The sequence below is a fragment of the Microbacterium paraoxydans genome (assembly GCF_018224615.1).
Classification (GTDB): domain Bacteria; phylum Actinomycetota; class Actinomycetes; order Actinomycetales; family Microbacteriaceae; genus Microbacterium; species Microbacterium paraoxydans_B.
Genome location: NZ_JAGTUK010000001.1, coordinates 912,727 through 938,077 on the forward strand (window position 1 = coordinate 912,727; position 25,351 = coordinate 938,077).

The following is a 25,351-nucleotide window of genomic DNA, read 5'->3' on the forward strand; positions in this document are numbered from 1 at the left end:
TCGGCGCGCCGGCGTGATCCACGCCTGTGCCAGAATCGACGTACCCCGCTCGACTTTCCCCGCGGATCCGGTGATGAAGGCACCGGAATCGCAGCGTCGGTCCCCACCGACAGGGAAGCTCCCCAAGGAGAGCCGTACATGTCTGAGGACGCCCCCCGCATTCTCGTCGTCGACGACGACCACGATGTCGCCCTGCTGGTCAAGACCGTGCTGGAGCGACGTGCCGGGTGCATCGTCGACCTCGCGGAAGACGGGCGCTCCGCGCTGGAGCGCATCGCGGACGCCCGGCCGGACGTCGTGGTCACCGACATCGAGATGCCCGGGCTCAGCGGACTCGAACTGCTCGCCGAGCTGCGGCGCACGATCCCCGCCGTGCCGGTGATCGTGATGACCGCGCACGTCTCGGTCGAATACGCCGTGTCGGCCCTGCGCGCGCAGGCGGACGAGTTCCTCACCAAGCCGCTCGACAACGCCCGGCTCGTCGAAGCCGTCACGCGCCTGGTGGAGGAGGGGCGTCGGCGGCGCGAGGAGGCCAGGACGACCGAGGTGGTGCTGGCGATCGGCGCGCACCCCGACGACGTGGAGATCGGTGTCGGCGGGATCCTCGCGGCCCACGCCGCCGCGGGCGACGCGGTCACGATCCTCACGCTCTCTCGCGGCGCCAGGGGCGGCGACGCCGACAGCCGCCAGAACGAATCGCTCGCCGCGGCGGAACGGCTCGGAGCCCGCCTGTTCCTGAAGGACCTCGTCGACACGGAGATCTCGGGCGGCGGCTCCACCGTGCGTCTGATCGAGGAGGTCGTGCGGGAGATCCAGCCGACCATCGTCTATACGCACTCGCCGCACGACCGGCACCAGGACCACCGCGCCGTGAGCGAGGCCACGATCGTCGCCACCCGCCGGGTCGGCACGGTCGCCTGCTACCAGAGCCCCTCCGCGACGATCGACTACCGGCCGACCCGCTTCGTGCGCATCGACCGCTTCCTCGACGCCAAGCTGCGCCTGCTGGAGTGCTTCCAGTCGCAGACCGCGGCCGAGCGCGACTACCTCGCTCCCGAGTTCGTCACCGCGACCGCGCGGTACTGGTCGCGCTTCGGCGGGGGAGAAGCGGTCGAGCCGCTGGAAGTGGTGCGGGAGACGGCGGAGTTCGTCGGCGCACATGAACTCACACGACGGGAGAGCTGAATGACGCAGCGCGTGCTGGTGACCGGGGCGGGCGGCCCCGCCGGTGTGGCGGTGATCCGCTCCCTGCTCCGCCGCTCCGACCTCACGGTGTTCGCCGCCGACATGGACGGCTGGGCGAGCGGCATCTACCTGGTGCCTCCGGCGCAGCGACGCCTCGTGCCCCCGGGCCGCGACGCGGACTTCGTGCCGGCGATCGCCCGGCTCGTGGCCGAGGACGAGCTGGACCTCGTGATCTCCACCGTCGACGTGGAGCTGATCGCGCTCGCCGACCGCCGCGACGAGCTCGCCCCCGCGGTGCTGGCCGCGCCCTCGTCGGACACGCTGCACACCGCCCTCGACAAGCTCGCTCTCGCGGAGCGCTGCGCCCCCACCGGACGCACCCCGCGCACCGTGCTCGCCGGGCCAGACGCGGCCGCGGTCGACTGGGAGTTCCCGGTGTTCGCCAAGCCGCGTCAGGGCGCGGGCAGCCGGGGCATCCGTCTGGTGCCCGACCGCGCGGCGCTCGACGCCCTGCCCACCGACGAGGGCCTCATCGTGCAGGACTTCCTCCCCGGCGAGGAGTACTCGGTCGACGTGATCTCCGACGCGTCGGGTGCGGTCGTGGCCGCGGTGCCGCGCACCAGGGCCAGGGTCGACTCGGGCGTCGCGATCGCGGGCCGCACGCTGCGCGACCCGGAGCTGGAGGAGACCGCGGCCGCCATCGCCCGCGCGATCGGGCTGGTGGGCGTCGCGAACGTGCAGCTGCGCCGCGACCGTGCGGGCCGTGCCGTGCTGCTTGAGGTGAACCCGCGGTTCCCCGGCGCGCTGCCGCTGACGATCGCCGCGGGCGTGGACATCCCGTCCCTGGTAGCGGATCTGTTCCTCGGCCGCGAGCTGCCCGTGCAGGTGCCGTTCCGGGAGGTCGCGTCGGTGCGGTTCCTGGAAGACGTCATCGTCGAGGTCGACGACGTGCTCGTCTCGGAGCACGCCGGCCACCAGGAGGAGCTGTGACGCACGCCGTGCTGCGCGGGGACCACCACGTGCACTCGACCTTCTCCGACGACGCCGTCTCCACCCTGGCGGAGAACGTGGCCGCCGCGGTCGCCGCGGGACTGGACACCGTGCGCCTCGTTGACCACGTGCGCCAGGACACCCCGTGGGTGCCGGAGTACCTGGCCGCCGTGCGCGCCCTCCGGGTGCCGGAGGGCCTCACGGTGCTGACCGGCGTGGAGGCGAAGATCCTCGACGCGTCCGGGACGCTCGACATCCCCGTGCTGCCGGACGGCATCGACCGGATCCTGATCGCCGACCACCAGTTCCCCGGCGAGGACGGGCCGCTCGGCCCCACTGCCGTCCGCGAGCGCATCGCCGCGGGCTGGGCGGCCGACGCCGTGCTCGACCAGCTCGTCGAGGCGCTCATGGCCACGATGCGCCGCTACCCGGGCAACCAGCTCGCGCACTGCTTCTCGATCCTGCCCAAGATCGGGCTGTCGGAGGAGCAGCTGGGCGCCGAGCGGCTGGGCGCCTGGGCGCAGACCGCCGCCGCCACCGGGACCCTCGTCGAGGTGAACGAGAAGTGGAGCTGTCCAGGGCCCGCGGCCCTGACCGCTCTCCGCGATGCGGGCGCCGAGATCGTCGCGTCGACCGACAGCCACGTGGCCACCGACGTCGGCCGGTACGCGCGCATCCTGCCGCTGCTCGACGCCGCGGGGGTGACCGACTGATGCCGGAGCTCACCTGGTGGGAGACCGTCGTCGTGGTCGTGCTGCTGCTGTGCGTGCTGGTCGGCACGCTGCCCGTCGTCAACACGGGCCTGCAGTTCCTGGCACTGCCGCTGCACGCGTTCCGCAACCACTACGGCAAGGCCGCCCCGTACCACCCGAACGTCGCGGTCGTGATCCCGGCGTGGAACGAGGGGATGGTGATCGGGCCCGCGATCGAGCGGCTGTTGCAGCTGGAGTACCCCGCGGAGCGGCTGCGCGTGTTCGTGGTCGACGACGCCTCCACCGATGACACCCCGCAGATCGTGGCCGACAAGGCCGCGGTATACCCCGGCCGCGTGGTGCATCTGCGCCGCGAGCAGGGCGGGCAGGGCAAGGCCCACACGCTCAACCACGGCCTCGACGTGGTGCTCGCGGACGACTGGACCGAGGCCGTGCTCATCATGGACGCCGACGTGATCTTCGCGCGCGACTCGCTGCGCAAGCTCACCCGCCACCTCGCCGACGAGAAGGTCGGCGCGGTCACGGCCTACATCGCGGAGGGCAGCCGCGACCGCAACTACCTCACGCGCTTCATCGCGATCGAGTACGTGATCGGACAGCTGTCGGCGCGCCGGGTGCAGAACGTCGGCGGCGCGATCGCGTGCCTCGCCGGCGGAGCGCAGCTGCACTCGCGCGCGAACCTGGAGGCCATCGGCGGACGCATCCCCACGGGCACGCTCGCGGAAGACACCATGACCACGTTCGAGAGCCAGCTGCACGGGCGGCGCATGGTGTTCGAGCCGCACGCGGTGGTGCTCGCGGAGGAGCCGCGCACGATCGACAGCCTGTGGAACCAGCGCCTGCGGTGGGCCCGCGGCAACGTGCAGCTCACGTCGATCTACAAGAAGCTGTGGTTCCGGCCGAGCCGCGACCACAACCTGGGCAGCTTCGGCTTCGGCCTGGCGTGGTTCACGATCCTGCTGCTGCCGGCGTTCATGCTCCTCGCGGCGGCGGGCATGATCGCGCTCCTGCTGCTGCACAGCGACATCGCCGAGTTCGTGTTCCGGTTCATGTGGATCGCCGCCGCGTGCATCTACATCTTCTCGATCCTCTACTCGGTGCAGCTCGACCCGCGCATCGGCCGGCAGTCGTGGCGCGAGGCGATCATGTTCCCCGGGTTGGGTGCGCTGCTGCTGATGTTCGTCGCGCTGTTCCCGTGGACGCTCGATGCGCTGCTGAACGCGTTCGGCCAGGAGGCGACCGACCAGGCGCGGTTCGGGTGGCTGCTGTTCTTCTACCTGTGGGGGCCCGTGTCGATGTTCGGCATCTGGCTGGCCAGGGCGGTCGAGCCGCTCCCGGCCGGCCGCTTCTTCGCGGGGCTGCTGCTGTACGTATGCGGCTACGGCTCGCTGCTGTGCGCGATCACCGCCGACTCGTACCTCAAGGAGTGGCGTCGCGCCGACGCGTCGTGGATCAAGACCGAGAAGGTCGGACGGGTGGACTCATGACCGACACGCCATCGCACGAGGCCGAACGGGAGGAGATCGCCGAGGACGCCCGCCGCGAGAAGCGGCTGGTCCCGCAGGCGCTGATCTCCCTCGGGATCGTGGTCGTGATCGTCATCGTGCGAGAGCTGCTTCTTCGATGACCGGGAGGCCTCTGGCGCTCGTGGTGGAGGATGCGGCGGATCAGGCGACGCTCCTGGGTCGCTACCTCGACCGGGAGGGCTTCGACGTCTTCGTCGCCCCGGATGCGGAGTCCGCGATCGCGGCGTTCCCCGACATCGATCCGGTGCTCGCCGTGCTGGATCTGATGCTGCCCGGCATCTCCGGGTCCACCTGCTGCCGCCTCGTGCACGAGCGCTATCCGAAGTGCTTCCTCGTGGTGAGCTCGGTGCTCGACGTCGCCGACTACCCGGCGGCGGATGCCGTGCTGCCGAAACCCGTGACCAGCGCCGACCTGCACCGCGTCGTCGAGCGGGTGCCGCGATGAGGGCCACGCCACTGGAGCGCGCGGAGAGCCGCTGGTACCGGGTCTTCGACAACCCGAGCCCGATCGTGAAGCAGGCACCCACCGTGGTGGCCGCGGCGATCGCGGGCATCATGACCTGGGCGATCCCCGGACTGCCGTTCACGCACCTGGGTGCGGCCCTGGCCGGCCTCGGGGTCGTGCTGCTGGCGACCATCCAGGCGGGCGTGCTCAGCGCCCTGCACGTGCGCGAGGGCTGGATCGTCCTGGCCGTCCCGATGATCGACATCGTGGGTCTCGGCCTGTTCCGCGCCGGCACGGGCGGCGCCGCGTCGCTGTTCAGCTCCCTCGTGCTGCTGCCGATCATCTGGATCGCGGCGGCTCCGGGCATCCGCTGGGTCTTCGTGGTCGGGGCGCTGTCGTCGCTCGCGCTGCTCATGCCGTACATCACGGATCCACCGTCGAACGCGGTGTCGTGGCTGCGCGGCGTCGTCGGGCCGCTCGTGTTCGCGGCGGTCGCCGCGGTCGTGAACGAGCTGTCGCGGCAGCAGCGGGTGCGCGCGGAGCAGGCGGAGGAGCTGGTGACCGAGCGCACCAGGGCGCTGTCGGAGAACGTGGCGATGATCGTGCAGCTGCGGCAGAAGGAGCACGAGTACCGCGTGCTACTCGACTCGTTCGAGAGCCTGTGGACGTCGATCACTGCGCAGGCCGTGATCGCGACCGACCGCTCGGGACGGATCACGGCGTGGAACCCCGGTGCCGTTCGTCTGCTGGGCCTGACGGTGGACGAGGCGCTGGACGACGTGCGCGTCGACCGGTTCTTCTCCCGCGCGGTGCTGTCGATGCTCGCCGAGGACACGGCCGCCCGGCAGGAGGCGTCGGGGGAGCCGCGTCCGGGGGCGCCCGCGGCGTCCGGGGCACCGGCGCCGGAGGGCATCAGGGCGCTGTTCGCCCAGGCCGACGAGGGACTCACGGTCGACGGCGACGTGGAGGTGACCACGGCGGGGGGTACCACGGTGCCCGCGCGCGTGACGGTCAGCCCGCACAAGGACGGCTCCGGGGCGCAGCAGGGCTACCTGTTCGTGCTGACCGACGAGACCAGGGCGGTCGAGGTCGCCCGCATGAAGGACGAGTTCGTCGGGATGATCTCGCACGAGCTGCGCACGCCGCTGAGTGCGATCATCGGCTTCCTCGATCTGCTGCAGAACGATCCGGGGCAGCCGCTGACGGAGGATCAGCAGGAGTTCGTCGGCATCATCGAGCGCAACGCGAAGCGCCTCCTCAACCTGGTGGGCGACCTGCTGTTCACCGCGCAGGTGGAGTCGGGCCGCTTCCCGCTGGAGCGCGTGGAGGCGGACGTGGCGGAGCTGGTGCGGTCGGCCGTGGCTTCCGCGGGCCCGCACGCGCAGCGCGAGGGGATCGAGCTCGTGGCGGACGTGGGCGAGGAGCCGATCCGGCTCCTGGTCGACCCGGGGCGGATCGGTCAGGCGGTGGACAACCTGCTGTCGAACGCGATCAAGTTCACACCCCGCGACGGGCGTGTCACGGCGGCCGTGCACCGCGTGGACGGCGCGGTGCGGATCTCGGTGGCCGACACGGGGGTCGGCATCCCGGAGGACGAGCAGGGCATGCTGTTCACGCGGTTCTTCCGGGCGTCGACGGCCACACGCAACGCGGTGCCCGGCGTGGGGCTCGGCCTGACGATCACGCGGGCGATCGTGCTGGCGCACGGCGGCTCGATGGATGTGACCAGCCAGGAGGGCGTGGGCACGGAGTTCCGCTTCACGCTTCCTGCCGCGCCGAAGACCGAGGTGCTGCAGACGTTGAGCCGCGCGGACTGATCGGCGCGCGTCGGCGCGCGGCATCCTGATAGTCTGGTCGGCTCGCTGTGCGCGGGCGGAAGGACGGCCACGCACTGTGGGGTACATCGACGCATCCGGGATCTCGCTGACGCTCCCCGACGGACGACCATTGCTGGACGAGGTGTCGTTCCGCGTGGGCGCCGGCTCGACGAGCGCGCTCATCGGGCCGAACGGCGCGGGGAAGACGACACTGCTGCGGATCATCCGCGGCGACCAGACCGCCGACGACGGCGTCGTGACCATCGACGGCGGACTCGGCGTGATGGACCAGTTCGTCGGTCATGGCGAGCCGGGGCAGACCGTGCACGAGCTGCTCGTGCGCGTCGCTCCCGCGCGCATCCGCGCGGCCGCCGAGGCGCTCGACGCGGCGGAGAACGCGCTGATCGAGCGCGACGAGCACGACACCCAGATGGCGTACGCCGCGGCCATCGCGGAGTACGCCGACGCCGGCGGCTACGAGCACGAGACGGTGTGGGACCAGTGCACGGTCGCGGCCCTCGGCGTGCCGTTCGAGCGGGCGCGGTACCGCGAGCTGACGTCGCTGTCGGGCGGCGAGCAGAAGCGCCTCGCGCTGGAGGCGCTGCTGCGGGGGCCGGACGCCGTGCTGCTGCTCGACGAACCGGACAACTACCTTGACGTGCCGACGAAGCGCTGGCTGGAGGAGCAGCTGCGGCAGACCGCGAAGACGGTGCTGCTGGTGTCGCACGACCGGGAACTGCTCGCGCGCGCGGCCGACCGGCTGATCACGCTCGAACCCGGCGCGGCGGGCTCGACCGCGTGGGTGCACGGCGGGGGTTTCGCGACCTATTCGCAGGCGCGCATCGACCGCATGGAGCGCCTCGACGAACTGCGGCGGCGGTGGGACGAGCAGCACGAGAAGCTGCGCGTGCTGGTCGCCAACCTCAAGGTGAAGGCCGCCGCCAACGACGGTTTCGCCTCCCGCTACCAGGCGGCGCAGACCCGACTGCGCAAGTTCGAGGAGGCCGGGCCACCCGAGGAGCGCCCGCCCGCGCAGGAGTTCGACATGCGCCTGCGGGGCTCGCGCACGGGCAAGCGCGCGGTGGTGGCCGAGCGGCTCGAGCTCACCGGGCTCATGCGTCCGTTCGATGCGGAGGTGTGGTTCGGCGATCGCGTGGCCGTGCTCGGCTCGAACGGCTCGGGCAAGTCGCACTTCCTGCGGCTGCTCGCGCGCGGCGGCAGCGACCCCGACCCCACGCTCGGCCATGTGTCGTCCGCAGCGGAGGACCTCAGCCCCGTCGCCCACACCGGTCGCGCGGTGCTGGGGGCGCGGGTGGTGCCGGGGCTGTTCGCGCAGACCCACGCGCACCCGGAGTTCGTCGGCCGCACGCTGCTGGAGATCCTGCACCGCGGAGACGACCGTCGGGCGGGCATGCCGCGCGACGCCGCGAGCTCGGCGCTCGACCGCTACGGACTGGTGCGGCAGGCGCAGCAGACGTTCGAGTCGCTGTCCGGCGGGCAGCAGGCGCGGTTCCAGGTGCTGCTGCTGGAACTGTCCGGCGCGACGCTGCTGCTGCTCGACGAGCCGACGGACAACCTCGACCTGGAGTCGGCGGAGGCGCTGGAGGAGGCGCTCGCGCGATTCGAGGGCACGGTGCTCGCGGTGACGCACGACCGCTGGTTCGCCCGGTCGTTCGACCGCTTCCTGGTGTTCGGCTCCGACGGCGAGGTGTACGAGTCGGACGAGCCGGTGTGGGACGAGCGGCGCGTGGCGCGGGCGCGGTGACCGGGCGGACGCGTCGCGCCGGGGTGCCCGGTAGGCTGGACGGGTGACCATGGAGATCGAGCTCGGCCGAGGAAAGCGCGCCCGTCGCGCGTACACGTTCGACGACATCGCGGTGGTGCCCTCGCGGCGCACGCGCAACCCGGAGGACGTGTCGACCGCCTGGACGATCGACGCGTTCGGCTTCGAGATCCCGGTGCTCGGCGCGCCGATGGACTCCGTCGTGAGCCCGCGCACCGCGATCATGCTGGGTCAGCTCGGCGGTCTCGGCGTGCTCGACCTCGAGGGTCTGTGGACGCGCTACGAAGACCCGGAGCCGCTGCTCGCGGAGATCGCCGGCCTCGCCGACGACCGCGCGACCGTGCGCATGCAGGAGCTCTACTCCGAGCCGATCAAACCCGAGCTCATCACCCGCCGCCTGGCGGAGATCCGCGAGGCCGGTGTCACGGTGGCCGGGTCACTCACGCCGCAGCGCACGCAGGAGTTCTACGACACCGTGGCCGCGGCCGGTGTCGACCTGTTCGTGATCCGCGGCACCACGGTCTCCGCGGAGCACGTGTCGAGCGTGGCGGAGCCGCTCAATCTGAAGAAGTTCATCTACGACCTCGACGTTCCCGTGATCGTGGGCGGCGCCGCCACGTACACCGCGGCCTTGCACCTGATGCGCACGGGAGCGGCCGGTGTGCTCGTCGGCTTCGGCGGCGGTGCGGCCTCCACCACGCGCGCCACGCTCGGCATCCACGCGCCCATGGCGACCGCGGTCTCCGACGTGGCCGCGGCGCGCCGGGACTACCTCGACGAGTCGGGCGGGCGCTACGTGCACGTGATCGCCGACGGCGGCGTGGGCACCTCGGGCGACATCGTCAAGGCGCTCGCGATGGGAGCGGACGCGGTCATGCTCGGGGTCGCCCTCGCGCGTGCGACCGATGCTCCCGGCCAGGGCTTCCACTGGGGCCCCGAGGCGCACCACCCCAAGCTCCCACGCGGCCGTCGCGTCGAGGTGGGCGGCATCGGCACCCTGGAGGAGATCCTGTACGGTCCCGCCCCGGTCGCCGACGGCACCGCGAACCTCATCGGCGCGCTGCGCAAGTCGATGGCGACCACCGGGTACTCCGACCTCAAGGAGTTCCAGCGGGTCGAGGTCGTGCTCGCGCCCTACGAGGCCTGAGCCACACCCCGCCTCACCGTGACTGTTCCCGCGCCGTTCCCGCCGACCCTCCGTGAGGTCATGCTGCGCGGACGCTGGATCGGCATGCTGCTGCTGTGCCTCCTGGTCGCCGGGGTGTTCGCGTGGCTCGGCCAGTGGCAGCTGGAGCGGGCGATCGAGACGGATCCGCCGCCGCCCGGGGCGACCGAGCAGGTGCGACCCCTGACCGACGTGGTGCAGCCGGGGCAGTACCTCGCCGAACCGCTCGTGGGGCAGCGCGTGGAGACCAGCGGCACCTGGGTGCCCGACGACTTCCTGGTCGTGTCGAGCCGATTCAACGACGGGGCCGAGGGTTACTGGGTCACCGGTCAGCTGCGGGTGGACGAGCGCGTGTCGATCGCGGTCGCGATCGGCTGGGCGCCGGACAGGGCCGCGGCCGATGCGGCGGTGGAGCGTCTCTCCGCCGAGGCGGACGGCCGGACGGTCGAGGTCGCGGGGCGCATCATCTCCGACGAGGGGCCGTCGGTGCCGCCGCGCAGCGACCCGGAGCGCCTCGATCGCATGTCGCCCGCCGCGCTGCTCAGCCGCTGGCACGACACCGAGCAGTTGGACGTGTACCGCCCGTATCTGGCTTCGACGAGCGCGACGGCGGGCCTGGAGGACATCTCCTCGCCGGCGCCGGACGAGCGGTCGCCGGTGAACTGGCTGAACGTGTTCTACGCCGCGGAGTGGGCCATCTTCGCCGGCTTCGCGTTCTACCTCTGGTACCGGCTGGCGAAGGATGCCTGGGAGCGCGAGGTCGAGGCGTTCGAGGAGGCGGAGGGCGCCGAGCGCGCCTGATGCCGCTGCGCATTCGCGCGCGGGTGCGTGCGCTTCTGCGCGCGAGCGTGGTCGGATGTGAACCTTCGTCAGGGGTCTCCGCGGCCCTTCGGTGAGCACTCGGTGACCATCGTGAAAACTCCGTTGAGGATGTCCGACCCGCTTCGTATGCTCGCTCCATGTGCGCACGCTGGGAGTTCCCGATGCGTGCGGTGACAGCGTCCTGAGCAGGGTCGATACACGATCGAGGAGACAGCACCGATGATGTCCGCTTCAGAGCACGGGGAGCCCATGACCCCCGTCTCGCACCGCAGAACCCGGGGGCGCATCGGCGCTCTCGCCGTGACCTGCGTCGCCACCCTGGGCCTCGGCTCGCTGGTGGCGGCGCCCGCCGTCGCCGATCCCGCGGGGACGGGGGTGGTGATCAACGAGGCGTACCTCTCCGGGGGCAGCGCCGGAGCGGCCTTCGCGAACAAGTTCGTGGAGCTGTACAACCCCACGTCCGAGGCCGTCTCGCTCGACGGCATGTCGCTGCAGTACCGCTCGGCGACCGGCTCGGCGGCGTTCACGGGCGTCGCGCCCCTCAGCGGCAGCATCCCCGCGGGCGGCTACTTCCTGGTGCAGGGCAACAGCAACGGCACCAACGGCGCGGCCCTGCCCACCCCCGACGCGGTCACCGGCCTCACCCCGAGCGGCACGAACGGCACGATCGCGCTGGTCGAGGGCACCGCGGCCATCACGCTGGCCCCGGGCTCTGCGGCCGGCGCGGACGGAGTGGTCGATCTGCTCGGTTACGGCACCTCGAACACGTTCGAGACGAAGGCGGCGACCGCCCCGTCGAGCAACACCGACGTGCGCTCGCTCAACCGCGCGAGCGGCGCGGACACCGACGACAACAGCGCCGACTTCACGCTGTCCGCCACGATCACCCCGCAGAACTCCGGCGGCACCGACCCGGGCACCGACCCGGGCACCGACCCCGGAACGGAGCCGAAGAAGGTCACGATCGCCGAGGTGCAGGGCACGACCGACGTGTCGCCGCTCGCGGGCACGCGCGTGCAGGTGGAGGGCGTCGTCACGGCCGACTACCGCACGGGCGGCTACAAGGGCATCGTGATCCAGACCCAGGGCTCGGGCGGCGCGACCGACGCGACTCCGGGCGCCTCCGACGGCGTGTTCGTGTTCCTCAACGCGCTCGCCCCGCAGCTCGCGATCGGCGACCTCGTCTCGGTCACCGGCACCGTGAGCGAGTACTACGGCCAGACGCAGCTGAACCCGGGCGCCGCGGCGGACGTGACGGTGGTCACGCCGGGCGTCGGCGTGCCCGCGGTCACTCCGCTGCCCGCCGCGGTGCAGGGCGCCGACCGCGAGCAGTACGAGAACATGCTGGTCGCGCCCGAGGGCACCTACCGCCTGGCGTCCAGCCACCAGCTGTACAACTACGGCACGCTGTGGCTGAACGCGGGCGACGCCCTCGCCGTGAAGAGCACGGAGACCACACGTCCCGGTGCCGAGGCCGCCGCGATCGCGGCAGCCAACCGCGCCAACCGCATCCTGCTCGACGACGGCTGGTCGATCCAGGTGACCAACAGCGGTCACCCCGGGCAGCAGCCGTACTTCACGAAGGACGCGGTCGTCCGCAACGGCGACGTCGTCGACTTCAGCGACAACGGCTACGTGCTGCAGTGGGGCTTCGACGACTGGCGGCTGCAGCCGGTCGTGCCGATCGACGACTCCTCACCAGCCGAGCTGAAGGTCGGCTTCGAGGCGACGAACCCGCGCACCGACGCGGCCCCCGAGGTCGGCGGCGACGTGCAGGTGGCGTCGTTCAACGTCTACAACTACTTCACGACGCTGAAGAGCGAGAACTCCAACGCGCGGGGTGCGGCCAACGCCGCGCAGTTCGCGATCCAGAAGTCGAAGATCGTCGCGGCGATCAACGGCCTCGACGCCGAGATCGTCTCGCTGATGGAGATCGAGAACTCGGTCAAGCTCGGCAAGCCGATCGACACCGCGTTGAAAGACCTCGTCGCGGGGCTCAACGCCGACGCGGGCGGCGACGTGTGGGACTACGTGCCCACTCCCGCCGCGCTGAACGACGCGGCCACGACCGACTACATCACCAACGCGATCATCTACAAGAAGGACGATGTGAAGCGCGTGGGCGACAGCCTCACCACGACCGACGAGTCGGTGTGGGGCAACGCCCGCGAGCCGATCGCGCAGGCGTTCGACATCGACGGCCGCGTCGTGACGGTGGTGGCCAACCACCTGAAGTCGAAGTCGCCGCCCGAGGGCGCCGGCGCCGAGCCCGCCGACGGCCAGGGCTTCTTCAACGCCGACCGCGTGGCCCAGGCCAACGCGATCCTCGACTTCACGACCGAGCTGGAGCAGGAGACCGGGAGCGCCGACATGCTCCTGATCGGCGACTTCAACGCGTACGGCAAGGAAGACCCGGTCGACGTCTTCACCTCGCAGGGGTGGAGCGACCTGGTCGCCGACAAGACCGACGGCCAGTACACGTACACGTTCGACGGTGAGCTCGGCTCGCTCGATCACGTGATCGCGTCGCCGTCGCTGGTCTCGTCGATCACGGGTGCGGGCGTGTGGGGCATCAACTCGCCGGAGTGGAGCGACCGCGGCTACGCGTTCGGCGCCACCGAGGAGGGCACGCCCTACCGGTCGAGCGACCACGACCCGATCATCGTCGGCGTCTCCGCGGAGATCCCGCCGGTGAGCATCGACGTGGTGACGGTGAACGACTTCCACGGGCGCATCGAGGCCGACGGTGCCGCTGCCGGTGCCGCGGTGCTGGCGGGAGCCGTGAAGCAGTTCCGTGAGGCGAACCCGAACACGATCTTCGCGGGTGCCGGCGACCTGATCGGCGCGTCGACGTTCACGTCGTTCATCAACGACGACAACCCGACGATCGACGCGCTCAACGCGGCGGGGCTCGACGTGAGCGCCGCGGGCAACCACGAGTTCGACCAGGGCTGGGAGGACCTGCGCGATCGCGTGCAGGACCGCGCGGACTGGGAGTACATCTCGTCGAACGTGTTCGTCACCGAGACGGGTGAGCCCGCGCTGGCCCCCGCCTGGGTGAAGGAGGTCGACGGCGTGCGCGTCGGTTTCGTCGGAGCCGTCACGGAGGACCTCGACTCGCTGGTGTCTCCCGAAGGCATCGCCGAGCTCGAGGTGCGCAGCATCGTCGACTCCGTGAACGCGGTGGCCGACGACCTGCGCGACGGTGACGCGTCCAACGGCGAGGCCGATGTCGTGATCCTGCTCGTGCACGAGGGTGCCGAGAGCACCGCGCTGTCGGCCATCACCGAGGACTCGCCGCTCGGCGAGATCGTCTACGGCGTGGACGACGACGTGGACGCGATCGTGTCGGCGCACACGCACCTCGCCTACAACCACGTGATCGACGGCCGCCCGGTCGTCTCCGCGGGGCAGTACGGCGAGAACCTCGGGCTGATGAACCTGCAGGTCGACCCGACGTCGAAGGAGCTGCTCTCGATCAGCAACGAGATCAAGCCGCTCACGGCTGCGGGCAAGCCGCTCTACCCGGCGGTGCCCGAGGTGCAGGCGATCGTCGACAAGGCCAAGGCCGAGGCCGACGTGCTGGGCGCCGTGAAGGTCGGCGACATCACCGCCGACTTCAACCGGGCGCGGCAGACGAACGGCTCGGAGAACCGCGGCGGCGAGTCCACGATCGGCAACTTCGTGGCCGATGTGCAGCAGTGGTCCACGGGTGCCGACCTGGCGCTGATGAACCCGGGCGGCATCCGCGCCAACCTCACGTACGCCTCGTCGAACGCGAACGATCCGGACGGCAACGTCACGTATCGCGAGGCGGCGACCGTGCAGCCGTTCGCGAACACGCTCGTCACGCTGACCCTCACCGGTGCGCAGCTCAAGGGCGTGCTGGAGGAGCAGTGGCAGCCGGCGGGGTCGGCGCGTCCGTTCCTCAAGCTCGGCGTCTCGAAGGGCCTCGTCTACACGTACGATCCGGCCGCGGCGCAGGGCTCCCGGATCACCTCGATCACGCTCAACGGCACGCCGGTCGACCCCGCGGCGGAGTACACCGTGGCGGCGAACTCGTTCCTCGCGGCGGGCGGCGACAACTTCGCCACCTTCAAGGAGGGCGCGGGCAAGCGCGACACCGGCAAGATCGACCTGCAGTCGATGGTCGACTGGTTCGACGCGAACAAGACCGCCACCCCCGACCTCGCCCAGCGCGCGGTCGGCGTGACGCTCAGCCCGGCCGACGCCGACGGCTACAGCGCCGGCGACCAGGTGACGGTGTCGCTGTCGTCCCTCGCGTTCAGCGCGGGGGAGGCCGCCCCGGGCGAGGTCACGCTGTCGCTCGGTGACACGGTGCTCGCCTCCGGCACGATCGACCCGGCCGTCGTCGACACCACCGACGAGGGCGGCCGCGCGTCGCTTGCGTTCGCGGTGCCGTCGGGGATCTTCGGCGAGCAGGTGCTGACGGTGAACGTCCCCGCGACGGGCACCGCGGTGCAGGTGCCGATCACGATCGCCGGTGAGGAGGAGTTCGCGGGAACGATCGAGCTCGGATCCTCGAAGGTCGCTGCGGGCAAGAAGCTCACGGTCACCGGCGAGGGCTACGTGCCCGGCGAGACCGTGACGATCGCGCTGCAGCCGAAGAAGGGCGCGGCGGTGCAGGTCGGCACGGTGCAGGTGGGCTCCGACGGCTCGTTCCGCACGCAGGTGACCGTGCCGAAGAACGCCCAGCCGGGCAAGTACACCGTCTCGGCCGCGCAGGCCGACGGTGATGCGGCGACCGCGACCGTCACGGTGAACCGCGCAGGCGGCATCGTCGGCGCGATCATCGACTGGCTGTGGGACCTGCTCAGCGGCTGGTTCTGAGCCGGTCGCGGCAGCACGCACACGGAGGCCGTCGGGAGTGATCCCGGCGGCCTCCGTCGTGCCCGTTGTGTGTTCCAGCGCAGGGCGCGAGGTGTGTTTAAACACACAAGAGCGAGTGTTACTTTTAAGACACAGAAGCGGTAGTGTGTTTAAACGCACAACGTGGAGGTGTCATGGAGACTCAGCCATTCCATTCGGCGCGACAGCTCGGCGCCGTCATGAGGGCCGCGCGCCTTCGTCGAGGCTGGAGTCAGACCGAGCTCGCTGAGCGGGCGGCCGTCGACAGGCCCTGGTTGGTGAAGTTGGAGACCGGGCACCTCGACAACCCGACGCTTCGACGCGTGCTGCAGGTCGTCGAGTCTCTCGGACTGCAGTTGAGTGTTCAAGAGCCCGTACGAGGCAACTCTGCGTTCGACTTGAGCACGTTATGGGGCGAGGAGGACGACCAGCGATGAGAGCCGACTCGTCTGCCCAGGCCGAGCTCGTCGCGTTCATCGACGGTCAGCGCACGGGTCTGTTCTCTCAGAACGCGCATGGTGCGATCAGCTTCACATACGACGACGACCTGTCACCTGGGGCGACGCCGCTCTCGATCTCCATGCCCCTCGTGCCCGGTGCCGAGTATGGCAACCGGGTCGCGCGGCCTTTCCTGCAGGGTCTGTTGAGTGACAACCCTGCGACGCTGGAAGCCATCGCTGCTGCGCACCACACGAGTCCCCGGAACCCGATGGCGCTCCTCCGGCATGTCGGACGCGACACGGCCGGTGCGCTCCAGCTGCTGCCTCCGGGCGAGGCGTCCGACGATGCGGAAGCGCGCACGGGCGACGTTCATTTCATCGACGATCTCGGCGAGCTCGTCGCGTCGGTGGTCGATTCTGCGGGGGATTGGTCCGAGAGGTACGACGAGTTCCGGTGGAGCCTCGCCGGTGCCCAGCCCAAACTCGCGCTGTACCGCTCAGGCGACGGCCGGTGGGGCATTCCGCGCGATTCGACCCCGACCACTCACATCCTCAAGCCTGCGGCGCGCGGTGGCCGTCACGATGTCAACGAGTTCCTGACCATGCGGGCCGGGCGTCATCTGGGGCTTCGTGTCGCTGACCACGGGCTCCTGGTCACGGACCGCGGTGACTTCGTCTTCGTGGCAGAGCGCTATGACCGCGTCCGGACCGGTGGCCGACTCCACCGGCTCCATCAGGAGGATTTCGCGCAGGCCCTCAGCGTCGACCCCGCACTCAAGTACCAATCTGACGGCGGCCCCGGGCTGGAGAAGTTCGCTCGCGTGGTGCGAGCGTTCGCGCCGTCCGAGCAGCGCCGCGCGGCGAACGAGCTCTTCGAAGCGCTCGTCTTCACGTGTGCTGCGGCGAACACTGACGCACATGCCAAGAACTACTCGGTCATCCACTCCGGAACGCAGATGCGGTTGGCGCCCCTGTACGACCTCGGAAGCAACGCGCTTTACAGAGGAGATCAACCAATGCCCTCCGCCGTGTCCATCGGTGGCGAGCGCGTGATGGCTCGTATTGGGATGACGCACTGGTTGAAGGCCGCCAGAACACTCGGCGTGGATGCGCAGACGGCACGGGATGCCGTCGAACGTATCCGAGGCGGAGTCACCGAGGCCTTCGTGGCCGCGCGTGCCGATCTGTTGGCGGACGACGACGGCCTGACGTACGCGGATCGACTCGTCGAGGCGGTCGGGGAGCGCGCTCACCATCACGGGTGGTGAACTCGTCCGGTCAGGCGGTGGCCGCCCGTGCTGCGCGGATTCGACACCGGATGGCCGCGGCTAGACTGGGGGCATGCCCGAACCGAAAGTCGCCAGCTTTCCGGCGATCCGCGGTGCGCTGAAGTTCTACCAGATCGCGTCGATCATCACGGGAGTCATGCTGCTCCTGCTGCTCGCCGAGATGGTGCTGAAGTACACGCCGATCCACCTTGAGCTCTTCGCGGGGGGTTCCGGCGGCCCGCTCTGGTTCGCCGGGGTCATCGCGGGACCCGACTGCCAGTGGTGGTCGCTGTTCGCGCCGATGACGAACTCGTGCGAGATGACCTCGCTCGGCGACGGCTTCAACCTGTCGCTGTTCATCCTGGTGGCGCACGGCTGGTTCTACGTCGTGTACCTGTTCGCGTGCTTCCGCATGTGGAGCCTGATGCGCTGGCCGTTCCGCCGGTTCATCCTGCTCGCCCTCGGCGGTGTCGTGCCGCTCCTGTCGTTCTTCATGGAGGCCGTCGTGGCCCGTGAAGTGAAGTCCTACCTCGCCACCCGGGAGGCCGAAGAGGCCTCCGCCCCCGCCCCGGAAGGTGTCCGTTGACCGAACAGTCCGAGACCCAGCAGCGTCCTGCGCTCGTCGTCGACTTCGGCGCGCAGTACGCGCAGCTGATCGCCCGTCGCGTGCGCGAGGCCGGCGTCTACAGCGAGATCGTGCCGCACACCGCCACGGCCGAGGAGATCGCCGCGAAGAACCCGGTCGCGATCATCCTCTCCGGCGGCCCGTCGTCGGTGTACGAGGAGGGCGCGCCGAAGCTCGACCCGTCCGTGTTCGACCTGGGTGTGCCGACCCTGGGCATCTGCTACGGCTTCCAGTACATGGCGCAGACCCTCGGCGGCGAGGTCGCCAACACCGGGCTGCGCGAGTACGGCGCGACCGACGCGGTCATCTCCGGTGACGGCGGCACGCTGCTCGGCGGGCAGCCCGCGGAGCAGAACGTGTGGATGAGCCACGGCGACCAGGTCGCGAAGGCGCCGGAGGGCTTCGAGGTGCTCGCGACGACCGAGGCCACCAAGGTCGCGGCGTTCGCCGACGAGGAGCGCCGCTTCTACGGCGTGCAGTGGCACCCCGAGGTCAAGCACTCCGACCACGGCCAGCGCGTGCTGGAGAACTTCCTCCACAAGGGCGCGGGGCTCGCGTCCGACTGGAACCCCGACAACGTGATCGCCGAGCAGGTCGAGCGCATCCGCGAGCAGGTGGGCGACGCCCGCGTCATCTCGGCGCTGTCGGGCGGCGTGGACTCCGCGGTCTCCACGGCCCTCGTGCACAAGGCCATCGGCGACCAGCTCACGGCGGTGTTCGTCGATCACGGGCTGCTCCGCAAGGGCGAGCGTGAGCAGGTCGAGAAGGACTACGTCGAGTCCACCGGTGTGCGGCTCATCACGGTCGACGCGGCCGAGACGTTCCTCGGTCACCTGAAGGGCGTGACCGACCCGGAGGAGAAGCGCAAGATCATCGGCCGCGAGTTCATCCGCGCGTTCGAGAAAGTGCAGCTCGACCTGGTCGAGGAGGCGAAGGCCGACGGCGGCGCCCCGGTGAAGTTCCTCGTGCAGGGCACGCTGTACCCCGACGTGGTGGAGTCCGGCGGGGGAGCGGGTACCGCGAACATCAAGTCGCACCACAACGTCGGTGGCCTGCCCGAAGACCTCGACTTCGAGCTGATCGAGCCGCTGCGCGCCCTGTTCAAGGACGAGGTGCGCGCGATCGGCCGCGAGCTGGGCATCCCCGAGGCGATCGTGGGACGCCAGCCGTTTCCGGGGCCCGGCCTCGGCATCCGGATCATCGGTGAGGTCACCGCTGACCGTCTCGAGATTCTGCGTGAGGCCGACGCCATCGCCCGCGAGGAGCTGACCAAGGCGGGCCTCGACCAGGAGATCTGGCAGTGCCCCGTGGTGCTGCTGGCCGATGTGCGCTCGGTGGGCGTGCAGGGAGACGGCCGCACGTACGGCCACCCGATCGTCCTGCGTCCGGTGTCGAGCGAAGACGCCATGACGGCGGACTGGACGCGGCTGCCCTACGACGTGCTGTCGAAGATCTCGAACCGCATTACGAACGGCGTGCGCGACGTGAACCGCGTCGTGCTCGACGTCACGTCGAAGCCCCCGGGGACGATCGAGTGGGAGTAGGGGGCGCCGTGCCCCCGCAGTCGGCGCCGGTCCTGCCGGACGCCGACTACTTCGTGCTGTCGAGCCGCTTGATCCCCGGGCTCGACGGCGGGTACACGATCGCGACGCTCGCGCGCGCCCGGCTGCTGGCCTCTGCCGGCGTCGGGGATGGTGCCGGGCCCACGCTGCTGACGTTCGACCCCGGCACGGCGGCCGACCACGCCGAGCATCGACGGGCGTTCGCGGCGCGCGGGGCGCTGTCGTCGCCGGAGCGGATGCGCAACCTGTTCGACGAGGCTGTCGCGCCCGAGGGCGGTGCCGCGGGGTGGCTGCGGGCGGCGGCGGACGGGGCCGTGCTCGCCGACCCCGACGTCGAGTACCGGGTGCTGCGGGATGCGCAGGACCGCCCGTTCCTCGCGCTGCCCGTGATCCCGGGGAACCCGGACTGGCACCTGACGTCGGAGCCCGTGCTGGTGCACGACGCCGCCGGGGCGGTGGTGGGCGCGCTGCACGGCTTCCGCGGGCTGTACCGCGCCTGGCTCGAGCACGTCGTGGCCGCCTCGGGTGACCGGCGCGTCGTGGTGATCTGCGAGTCGCGGCAGCTGGGCGAGCTGATCGCCGACTGGGGCGATCCGCGCGTGCGCCTCGTCCACACGATCCACACCATGCACGTCGAGGCGCCGTACACGCCGGACGCGTCGATGAACGCCCTGTGGACGCGCTGGTTCCGCCTGGCCGACCGCTTCGACGCCGTGGTGTGGCCCACCGTCACGCAGCGCGACGATGTGGTGGCCAGGGTCGACGGGTCCGCGAACCACGTCGTGGTGCCGAACCCCATCGCCCCGGTCGAGCGGCGCGAGGAGTTGCGCGAAGAGGGGCTGGTGGTGGTGCTCGGGCGGCTGGCCGCCGGCAAGCGCATCGACCACGCGATCCGTGCGTTCCTGGCGGCGGACGTGCCGGGGGCGCGACTGGAGATCTGGGGCACGGGTCCCGAGCAGGAACGCCTGGCCGCGCTGATCGCCGAGCTCGGGGCGGGCGACCGGGTGCTGCTCGCCGGGTATGCCGACGACCCGGCGACCGTGCTCGATCGCGCGTCGCTGCTGCTCACGTCGACCGCGTTCGAGGGCCAGCCGCTCGGGGTGGTCGAGGCGCTGCTGCACGGCACTCCCGTGGTGTCGTACGACGTGCGCTACGGCATCCGCGACGTGCTCGGCGCGGGCGGCGGGGTGCTGGTGCCGGGCGGCGACGAGGCCGCGCTGGCCGAGGCCGTGCGCGATCTGCTGACCGATCCGCAGCGCCTGGCCGCGCTCAGCGCCGAGGCCCCGTCCGTCGCGGCGGCGTGGAGCCCGGAGCGCTCTCTCGCCGCGCTGACCGCCGTGATCGAGGACGTCGTGGAGCGCCCGTCGCGGCGGAGCTGAACTTTTTTCTCCGACGATGTCGATCCGGGCCGTTCCCGTTCGACGTCTTCAGTGAGAGGGTCGAGAGACGACCCCTTCGGACAAGGAGAACATCATGAAGTTCATGCTCATCATGCGCGCGACCGACGACGCGGTGGCGGCGTACGAGGAGATGCCGTTCGAGCAGGTCATCGAGGCGATGGGCCGCTACAACGAGTCGATGATGAAGGCCGGGGTGCTGGTCGCCGGTGAGGGCCTGACCGACGCCGCGGAGGGGTTCGTGGTGGACTTCAGCGCGGAGAAGCCGCTCATCACCGACGGCCCCTATGGCGAGACCAAGGAGCTCTTCAACGGCTTCTGGATCCTCGAGGTGTCGTCGCGCGAGGAGGCGGCCGAGTGGGCGAGCCGTGCTCCGCTCGGACCGGGGTCGTTCCTCGAGGTGCGCCGCGTGACCGGTCCGGAGGACTTCCCCGCCGACAACGAGTGGATCGAGAAGGAGGCGGGCTGGCGCGAGGAGCAGGCCCGCCGCGCCGAGCAGCAGTGACGGCCGGCCGATGGACGCGCACGACGTGACGGCACGCTCCGCCCCCGCACCCGGGTCGGCGGAGCGGGCCGTCGCGGCGGTGTGGCGGATCGAGTCCGCACGCATCGTGGGCACGCTGACGCGCCTGGTGGGCGACTTCGGGCTCGCGGAGGATCTGGCGCAGGAGGCCTTGGTCGATGCGCTGCGGCAGTGGCCGGTCGACGGGGTGCCGCGCAACGCGGCCGCGTGGCTGACGGCGGTCGCGAAGCGCAAGGCCGTGGATGCATGGCGGCGCCGCGAACGCCTGGACGAGCGGCTCGCGCTGATCGCGCACGACCTGGAGCGGGAGCAGGCCGAGGCGGCGCAGGACCCGTGGGATCCGGACCGCGTGGACGACGACGTGCTGCGCCTCCTCTTCATCGCGTGTCATCCCGTGCTGTCGCGGGAGGCGCAGGTCGCGCTCACCCTGCGGGTGGTCGGGGGCCTGTCGAGTGAGGAGATCGCCCGGGCCTTCCTGGTGCCGACCGCCACGGTGCAGCAGCGCATCGTGCGGGCGAAGAAGACCCTCGCCGCGGCAGGCGCGCCGTTCGAGGTGCCACCGCGCGAGGAGCATGCGCAGCGCCTCGGGGCCGTGCTCGGCGTGCTGTACCTGGTGTTCAACGAGGCGCACGCGGCGAGCAGCGGCCCGGAGTGGATGCGGCCGGAGCTGAGCGACGAGGCGATCCGGCTCTGCCGTGTGCTGGCGGCGCTGATGCCGCGAGAGCCGGAGGTGCACGGGCTGTTGGCGCTGATGGAGCTCACGGCGGCCCGGTTCCCGGCCCGGGTCGACCGCAACGGCGACCCGGTGCTGCTCGCGGATCAGGATCGCGGCCGCTGGGACCGCAGCCGCATCACCCGGGGCCGCGCGGCTCTCGCGACCGCCGACGCGCTCGGCCGTGGGCGCGGGGTCTACGGGCTTCAGGCGGCGATCGCGGAGTGCCATGCCACGGCGGCCTCGGTGGACGACACCGACTGGGACCGCATCGTGCTGCTGTACGAGGCCCTGGGCCGCCTCGCGCCGTCGCCCGTGGTCGAGCTCAACCGTGCCGCCGCGGTGGCGATGGCGACCGGTCCGGCGTCGGCGCTGCGCATCATCGACGAGCTCGCCGAGGCGGGCGCACTTCGCGGCTACCACCTCCTCCCGGCGACGCGCGGCGAACTGCTGCGCAGGCTCGGCCGCGAGCAGGAGGCCCGCAGCGAGTTCGCGGTGGCCGCCGGTATCGCAGGTAACGACCGGGAGCGCGCGCTGCTGGAGCGCAAGGCGCGAGGCGAGGCCGGCTGAGACCGGGTGCGCAAAAAGACCCGCCCCTCACGGTTGCTCTCGCAGCCGTGAGGGACGGGCGTGGGTGACGCGGGGGCGCGTCGGGTGGGATCCGCGTCAGTCGTTGACCTTCTGGCCGCGACCGACGATGAGGCCGTAGATCAGCAGCACGATGATCGAGCCGCCGATGGCGAGGAGCCAGGTTCCGAGGTCCCAGAACTCCGTGAGAGGACGGTTGAGGATCAGGCTGCCGAGCCATCCTCCGAGCAGGGCGCCGACGACGCCGAGCAGCAGCGTGACGAACCACCCACCACCCTGCTTACCGGGCAGGATCAGTTTGGCGATGGCTCCGGCGATGAGGCCGAGGAGAAGAAAGCCGAGAAAGCTCATGGTCAGCTCCTTGATGTCGGGAGCCCCGGGGTGCCGGGGCTTCGTGATCTCCACACTGCCGAGGTCGCAGGGCGCATGCCAACCCCTTGCGCGGTGGTCCCCGGATGTGGCAAGAGGCCCGCCTCCCCAGGGAGACGGGCCTCTTCGCGACCGGAGATCAGTTGTTGCCGCGAGCGATCGCGATGATGCGCAGGATCTCGACGTAGAGCCAGACGACCGTGACCATGATGCCGAAGGCGCCGAGCCAGCCGTACTGGCGGGGAGCGCCGTTGCGCACACCCTGCTGGATCTGGTCGAAGTCGAGCACCAGCGAGTAGGCGGCCATGATGACCACGAGCACGCCGATGATCAGGCCGAGCGGGATGCCCATGATCTCGGCGCTGAACAGGCCGAAGGCGTTCTGGTTGACACCGGTCCACATCAGCACGAGGTTCAGCAGCGAGAAGACCAGGTAGCCGATCATCGCGATCATGAAGATCTTGGTGGCCTTCTTCGACGCCCGGATCTTGCCGCTCGCGAACAGGGCCAGGGTCACACCGACGACCGAGACGGTCGCGAGCGTGGCCTGGAAGACGATGCCGGGCCAGCGCACCTCGAAGAACGCCGAGATGCCGCCGATGAACAGGCCCTCGAACGCCGCGTAGGCGAAGATCAGCGCGGGGCGGACCTTCTTGCGCGACGTGAAGGTGATGACCATCGCGAGCACGAAGCCGCCGAGCGCGCCGATGATCCAGGGGAGCATGTTGACGGTGTTGCCGCCGTACGGGTCGAAGCGCGGTGCGGAGATGCCGCCGAGGGTCCAGACCCAGCCGACCGCGGCCGTGACGAGGAGGATGGCGAACAGGCCGGCGGTCTTCCACACCGTGTCCTCGACCGACATGCGGTCGGTCTCGATGGCGCCGGCGGGCGGGGCCGCGTACATGCCCTCGAGCTGCGCGTTGGTGGCGGCGTCGACGGAGGCGTGCGTGAACGAGGCGTTCTGCGCACCCTGAGCAGCCTGCGGAGCGCCGGGATACGTCGCGACGTTGCGCGGGTCCTGCTGCTGGAACGCAGGATTGTTGAAAGCGAAGTTGCTCATTGGTGGGCCTCACTCCAAAGGGGGGTAGTAGGTCGCTTTCCTCCACGATACCCGCGCAGCGACACGCGCGGGGTGTTCTACGCTGTGAGCGTGCCCAGGAATACCCCGCTCGTGATCGGGCATCGCGGTGCGCCCGGCTACCGTCCGGAGCACAGCCGCTCCTCGTACGAGCTCGCTCTGGCGATGGGGGTGGACGCGGTCGAGCCCGACGTCGTGGCCACGAAGGACGGCGTGCTGATCGTGCGCCACGAGAACGAGATCTCCGGCACGACCGACGTGGCGGAGCACCCCGAGTTCGCGGACCGCAGGACCACGAAGCGCGTGGACGGCGAGGCGCTCACGGGCTGGTTCACCGAGGACTTCACGTGGGCCGAGCTGGCCACGCTGCGCAGCCGGGAGCGGCTGCCCGAGGTGCGTGCGTCGAGCGCGAGCTTCGACGGGGGTCAGGCGATCCTGCGGCTGCGCGACGTGCTCGATCTCGTGCGTGAGGGGTCGGCGGAGCACGGCAGGGAGATCGGCGTGGTGCTGGAGGTCAAGCACGCCACGTACTTCGCGGGCATCGGTCTCGACCTCGCGCCGCTGATCGCCGCGGAGCTGCGCGCGGCGGGCTGGGCCGATGGCGAGCTGCCGCTCGTGATCGAGAGCTTCGAGTCGACGGTGCTGCGGCAGTTGCGCGCGCTCGGCGTCTCGGCCGCGTTCGTGTACCTGATCGAGGCGAAGGGCCGGCCGTACGACCTGTTCACCGCGCAGGGGAAGCGCGCGCGGACGTATCCCGACACGGTGACGCCCGAGGGGCTGGACGCCCTGGTCGGCGTTGTCGACGGCATCAGCGTCGACAAGAAGATGCTGCTCGCGGAGGGGAACACGATCGTCGCCGACGCGCACGCCCGCGGGCTGTCGGTGTTCACGTGGACGTGCCGCCCGGAGAATGCGTTCCTCGCTCCGCGGTTCCGTGGTGAGGGCGGGCGCGGGGCGTTCGGCGACTACGAGGCCGAGTGGGACGTGATCGCGCGACAGGGCGTGGACGGCGTGTTCGTCGACCATCCCGACCTCGGGGTGGCGTTCTTCCGCGGCTGAGCGCCGGGCGTCAGAGCGTGCGGTCGAACGCGCCCTGGCGCGTCGAGACGATCTCCTTGCCGAGGGGCATGAGCGAGATCGGGACCATCTTGAAGTCGGCGATGCCCATCGGGATGCCGATGATCGTGACACACAGGAGGAGTCCGGAGACGATGTGCCCGATCGCGAGCCACCAGCCCGCGAGGACGACCCACAGCACGTTGCCCAGGAACGAGCCCACCCCCGCAGTTGGTTTGTTCACGACCTCGCGTCCGAACGGCCAGATGGCGTAGCGGGCGATGCGGAACGAGGCGATCGCCCAGGGGATCGTGACGATCGGGATGCACAGCAGCACCCCGGCGAGCAGGTAACCGAGGAACAGGGCCCAGCCGGCGAGGATGACCCAGATGATGTTGAGGACCGTGCGCATCCTGCG

Annotated in this window: 22 protein-coding genes; 19 read left to right on the forward strand and 3 right to left on the reverse strand. The window is 70.7% G+C overall.

The window, feature by feature from the left end; translation table 11 throughout:
* Positions 1–138: 138 nt before the first annotated feature.
* From KE274_RS04370 to KE274_RS04455, 18 genes are all read left to right on the forward strand, one after another.
* A complete protein-coding gene (locus tag KE274_RS04370; RefSeq protein ID WP_211541420.1) occupies positions 139–1,185 on the forward strand; it encodes a response regulator in 1,047 nt (348 codons plus the stop codon).
* Complete coding sequence (locus KE274_RS04375) at positions 1,186–2,175, forward strand: ATP-grasp domain-containing protein (RefSeq protein ID WP_211541421.1); 990 nt, start codon at positions 1,186–1,188, stop codon at positions 2,173–2,175. It abuts the gene before it with no gap.
* Entirely contained in the window at positions 2,172–2,888 is a 717-nt protein-coding gene (locus tag KE274_RS04380) for a PHP domain-containing protein (RefSeq protein WP_211541422.1), read from the forward strand. The genes KE274_RS04375 and KE274_RS04380 overlap by 4 nt, the downstream gene beginning before the upstream one ends.
* Positions 2,888–4,375 carry a glycosyltransferase family 2 protein gene (locus KE274_RS04385; protein ID WP_211541423.1) on the forward strand — a complete coding sequence of 496 codons (1,488 nt, stop codon included), beginning with the start codon at positions 2,888–2,890 and terminating at the stop codon, positions 4,373–4,375. Before KE274_RS04380 ends, KE274_RS04385 begins: the two co-directional genes overlap by 1 nt.
* Positions 4,372–4,515 carry a hypothetical protein gene (locus tag KE274_RS04390; protein WP_211541424.1) on the forward strand — a complete coding sequence of 48 codons (144 nt, stop codon included), beginning with the start codon at positions 4,372–4,374 and terminating at the stop codon, positions 4,513–4,515. The genes KE274_RS04385 and KE274_RS04390 overlap by 4 nt, the downstream gene beginning before the upstream one ends.
* Positions 4,512–4,859, forward strand: coding sequence for a response regulator transcription factor (locus tag KE274_RS04395; RefSeq protein ID WP_211541425.1), 348 nt, complete (start codon positions 4,512–4,514; stop codon positions 4,857–4,859). Before KE274_RS04390 ends, KE274_RS04395 begins: the two co-directional genes overlap by 4 nt.
* Positions 4,856–6,676 carry a sensor histidine kinase gene (locus KE274_RS04400; protein WP_211541426.1) on the forward strand — a complete coding sequence of 607 codons (1,821 nt, stop codon included), beginning with the start codon at positions 4,856–4,858 and terminating at the stop codon, positions 6,674–6,676. The genes KE274_RS04395 and KE274_RS04400 overlap by 4 nt, the downstream gene beginning before the upstream one ends.
* Before the next feature lie 76 nt (positions 6,677–6,752).
* Positions 6,753–8,441 carry an ABC-F family ATP-binding cassette domain-containing protein gene (locus tag KE274_RS04405; protein WP_211541427.1) on the forward strand — a complete coding sequence of 563 codons (1,689 nt, stop codon included), beginning with the start codon at positions 6,753–6,755 and terminating at the stop codon, positions 8,439–8,441.
* 49 nt (positions 8,442–8,490) lie between these two features.
* Positions 8,491–9,606 carry a GuaB3 family IMP dehydrogenase-related protein gene (locus KE274_RS04410; RefSeq protein ID WP_211541694.1) on the forward strand — a complete coding sequence of 372 codons (1,116 nt, stop codon included), beginning with the start codon at positions 8,491–8,493 and terminating at the stop codon, positions 9,604–9,606.
* A gap of 60 nt (positions 9,607–9,666) precedes the next feature.
* Positions 9,667–10,425, forward strand: coding sequence for an SURF1 family protein (locus KE274_RS04415; protein WP_211541695.1), 759 nt, complete (start codon positions 9,667–9,669; stop codon positions 10,423–10,425).
* A gap of 270 nt (positions 10,426–10,695) precedes the next feature.
* A complete protein-coding gene (locus KE274_RS04420; protein ID WP_249185835.1) occupies positions 10,696–15,297 on the forward strand; it encodes an ExeM/NucH family extracellular endonuclease in 4,602 nt (1,533 codons plus the stop codon).
* Positions 15,298–15,470: 173 nt separating this feature from the next.
* A complete protein-coding gene (locus tag KE274_RS16805; protein ID WP_211541429.1) occupies positions 15,471–15,752 on the forward strand; it encodes a helix-turn-helix domain-containing protein in 282 nt (93 codons plus the stop codon).
* Positions 15,749–17,023: a HipA domain-containing protein gene (locus tag KE274_RS04430; protein WP_211541430.1), complete on the forward strand. Its 1,275-nt coding sequence runs from the start codon at positions 15,749–15,751 to the stop codon at positions 17,021–17,023. Before KE274_RS16805 ends, KE274_RS04430 begins: the two co-directional genes overlap by 4 nt.
* A 73-nt stretch (positions 17,024–17,096) precedes the next feature.
* Positions 17,097–17,609 (forward strand): DUF3817 domain-containing protein, encoded by a 513-nt coding sequence (locus KE274_RS04435; RefSeq protein WP_211541431.1) that lies wholly within the window; start codon positions 17,097–17,099, stop codon positions 17,607–17,609.
* Complete coding sequence (gene guaA / locus KE274_RS04440; RefSeq protein ID WP_211541432.1) at positions 17,606–19,192, forward strand: glutamine-hydrolyzing GMP synthase; 1,587 nt, start codon at positions 17,606–17,608, stop codon at positions 19,190–19,192. The genes KE274_RS04435 and guaA overlap by 4 nt, the downstream gene beginning before the upstream one ends.
* An 8-nt stretch (positions 19,193–19,200) precedes the next feature.
* Positions 19,201–20,589, forward strand: a complete 1,389-nt coding sequence (locus tag KE274_RS04445; RefSeq protein WP_211541433.1) for a glycosyltransferase — start codon at positions 19,201–19,203, stop codon at positions 20,587–20,589.
* A 94-nt stretch (positions 20,590–20,683) separates the two neighbouring features.
* Entirely contained in the window at positions 20,684–21,112 is a 429-nt protein-coding gene (locus KE274_RS04450) for a YciI family protein (RefSeq protein WP_211541434.1), read from the forward strand.
* Between the two features lie 10 nt (positions 21,113–21,122).
* Positions 21,123–22,412 carry an RNA polymerase sigma factor gene (locus tag KE274_RS04455; RefSeq protein ID WP_211541435.1) on the forward strand — a complete coding sequence of 430 codons (1,290 nt, stop codon included), beginning with the start codon at positions 21,123–21,125 and terminating at the stop codon, positions 22,410–22,412.
* A 96-nt stretch (positions 22,413–22,508) separates the two neighbouring features.
* On the opposite strand, the gene KE274_RS04460 is transcribed toward KE274_RS04455, so the two are convergent.
* Together KE274_RS04460 and KE274_RS04465 are read right to left on the reverse strand one after the other, a co-directional pair.
* Positions 22,509–22,781: a GlsB/YeaQ/YmgE family stress response membrane protein gene (locus KE274_RS04460; RefSeq protein ID WP_136033553.1), complete on the reverse strand. Its 273-nt coding sequence runs from the start codon at positions 22,779–22,781 to the stop codon at positions 22,509–22,511.
* A gap of 157 nt (positions 22,782–22,938) precedes the next feature.
* Positions 22,939–23,859 (reverse strand): Bax inhibitor-1/YccA family protein, encoded by a 921-nt coding sequence (locus KE274_RS04465; protein WP_211541436.1) that lies wholly within the window; start codon positions 23,857–23,859, stop codon positions 22,939–22,941.
* 90 nt (positions 23,860–23,949) lie between these two features.
* On the opposite strand from KE274_RS04465, the gene KE274_RS04470 reads away from it, so the two are divergent.
* Positions 23,950–24,936 (forward strand): glycerophosphodiester phosphodiesterase family protein, encoded by a 987-nt coding sequence (locus KE274_RS04470; RefSeq protein WP_211541437.1) that lies wholly within the window; start codon positions 23,950–23,952, stop codon positions 24,934–24,936.
* A gap of 10 nt (positions 24,937–24,946) precedes the next feature.
* Here KE274_RS04470 and KE274_RS04475 read toward each other — a convergent pair whose 3' ends face one another.
* Complete coding sequence (locus KE274_RS04475) at positions 24,947–25,345, reverse strand: YccF domain-containing protein (protein WP_211541438.1); 399 nt, start codon at positions 25,343–25,345, stop codon at positions 24,947–24,949.
* Positions 25,346–25,351: the final 6 nt, after the last annotated feature.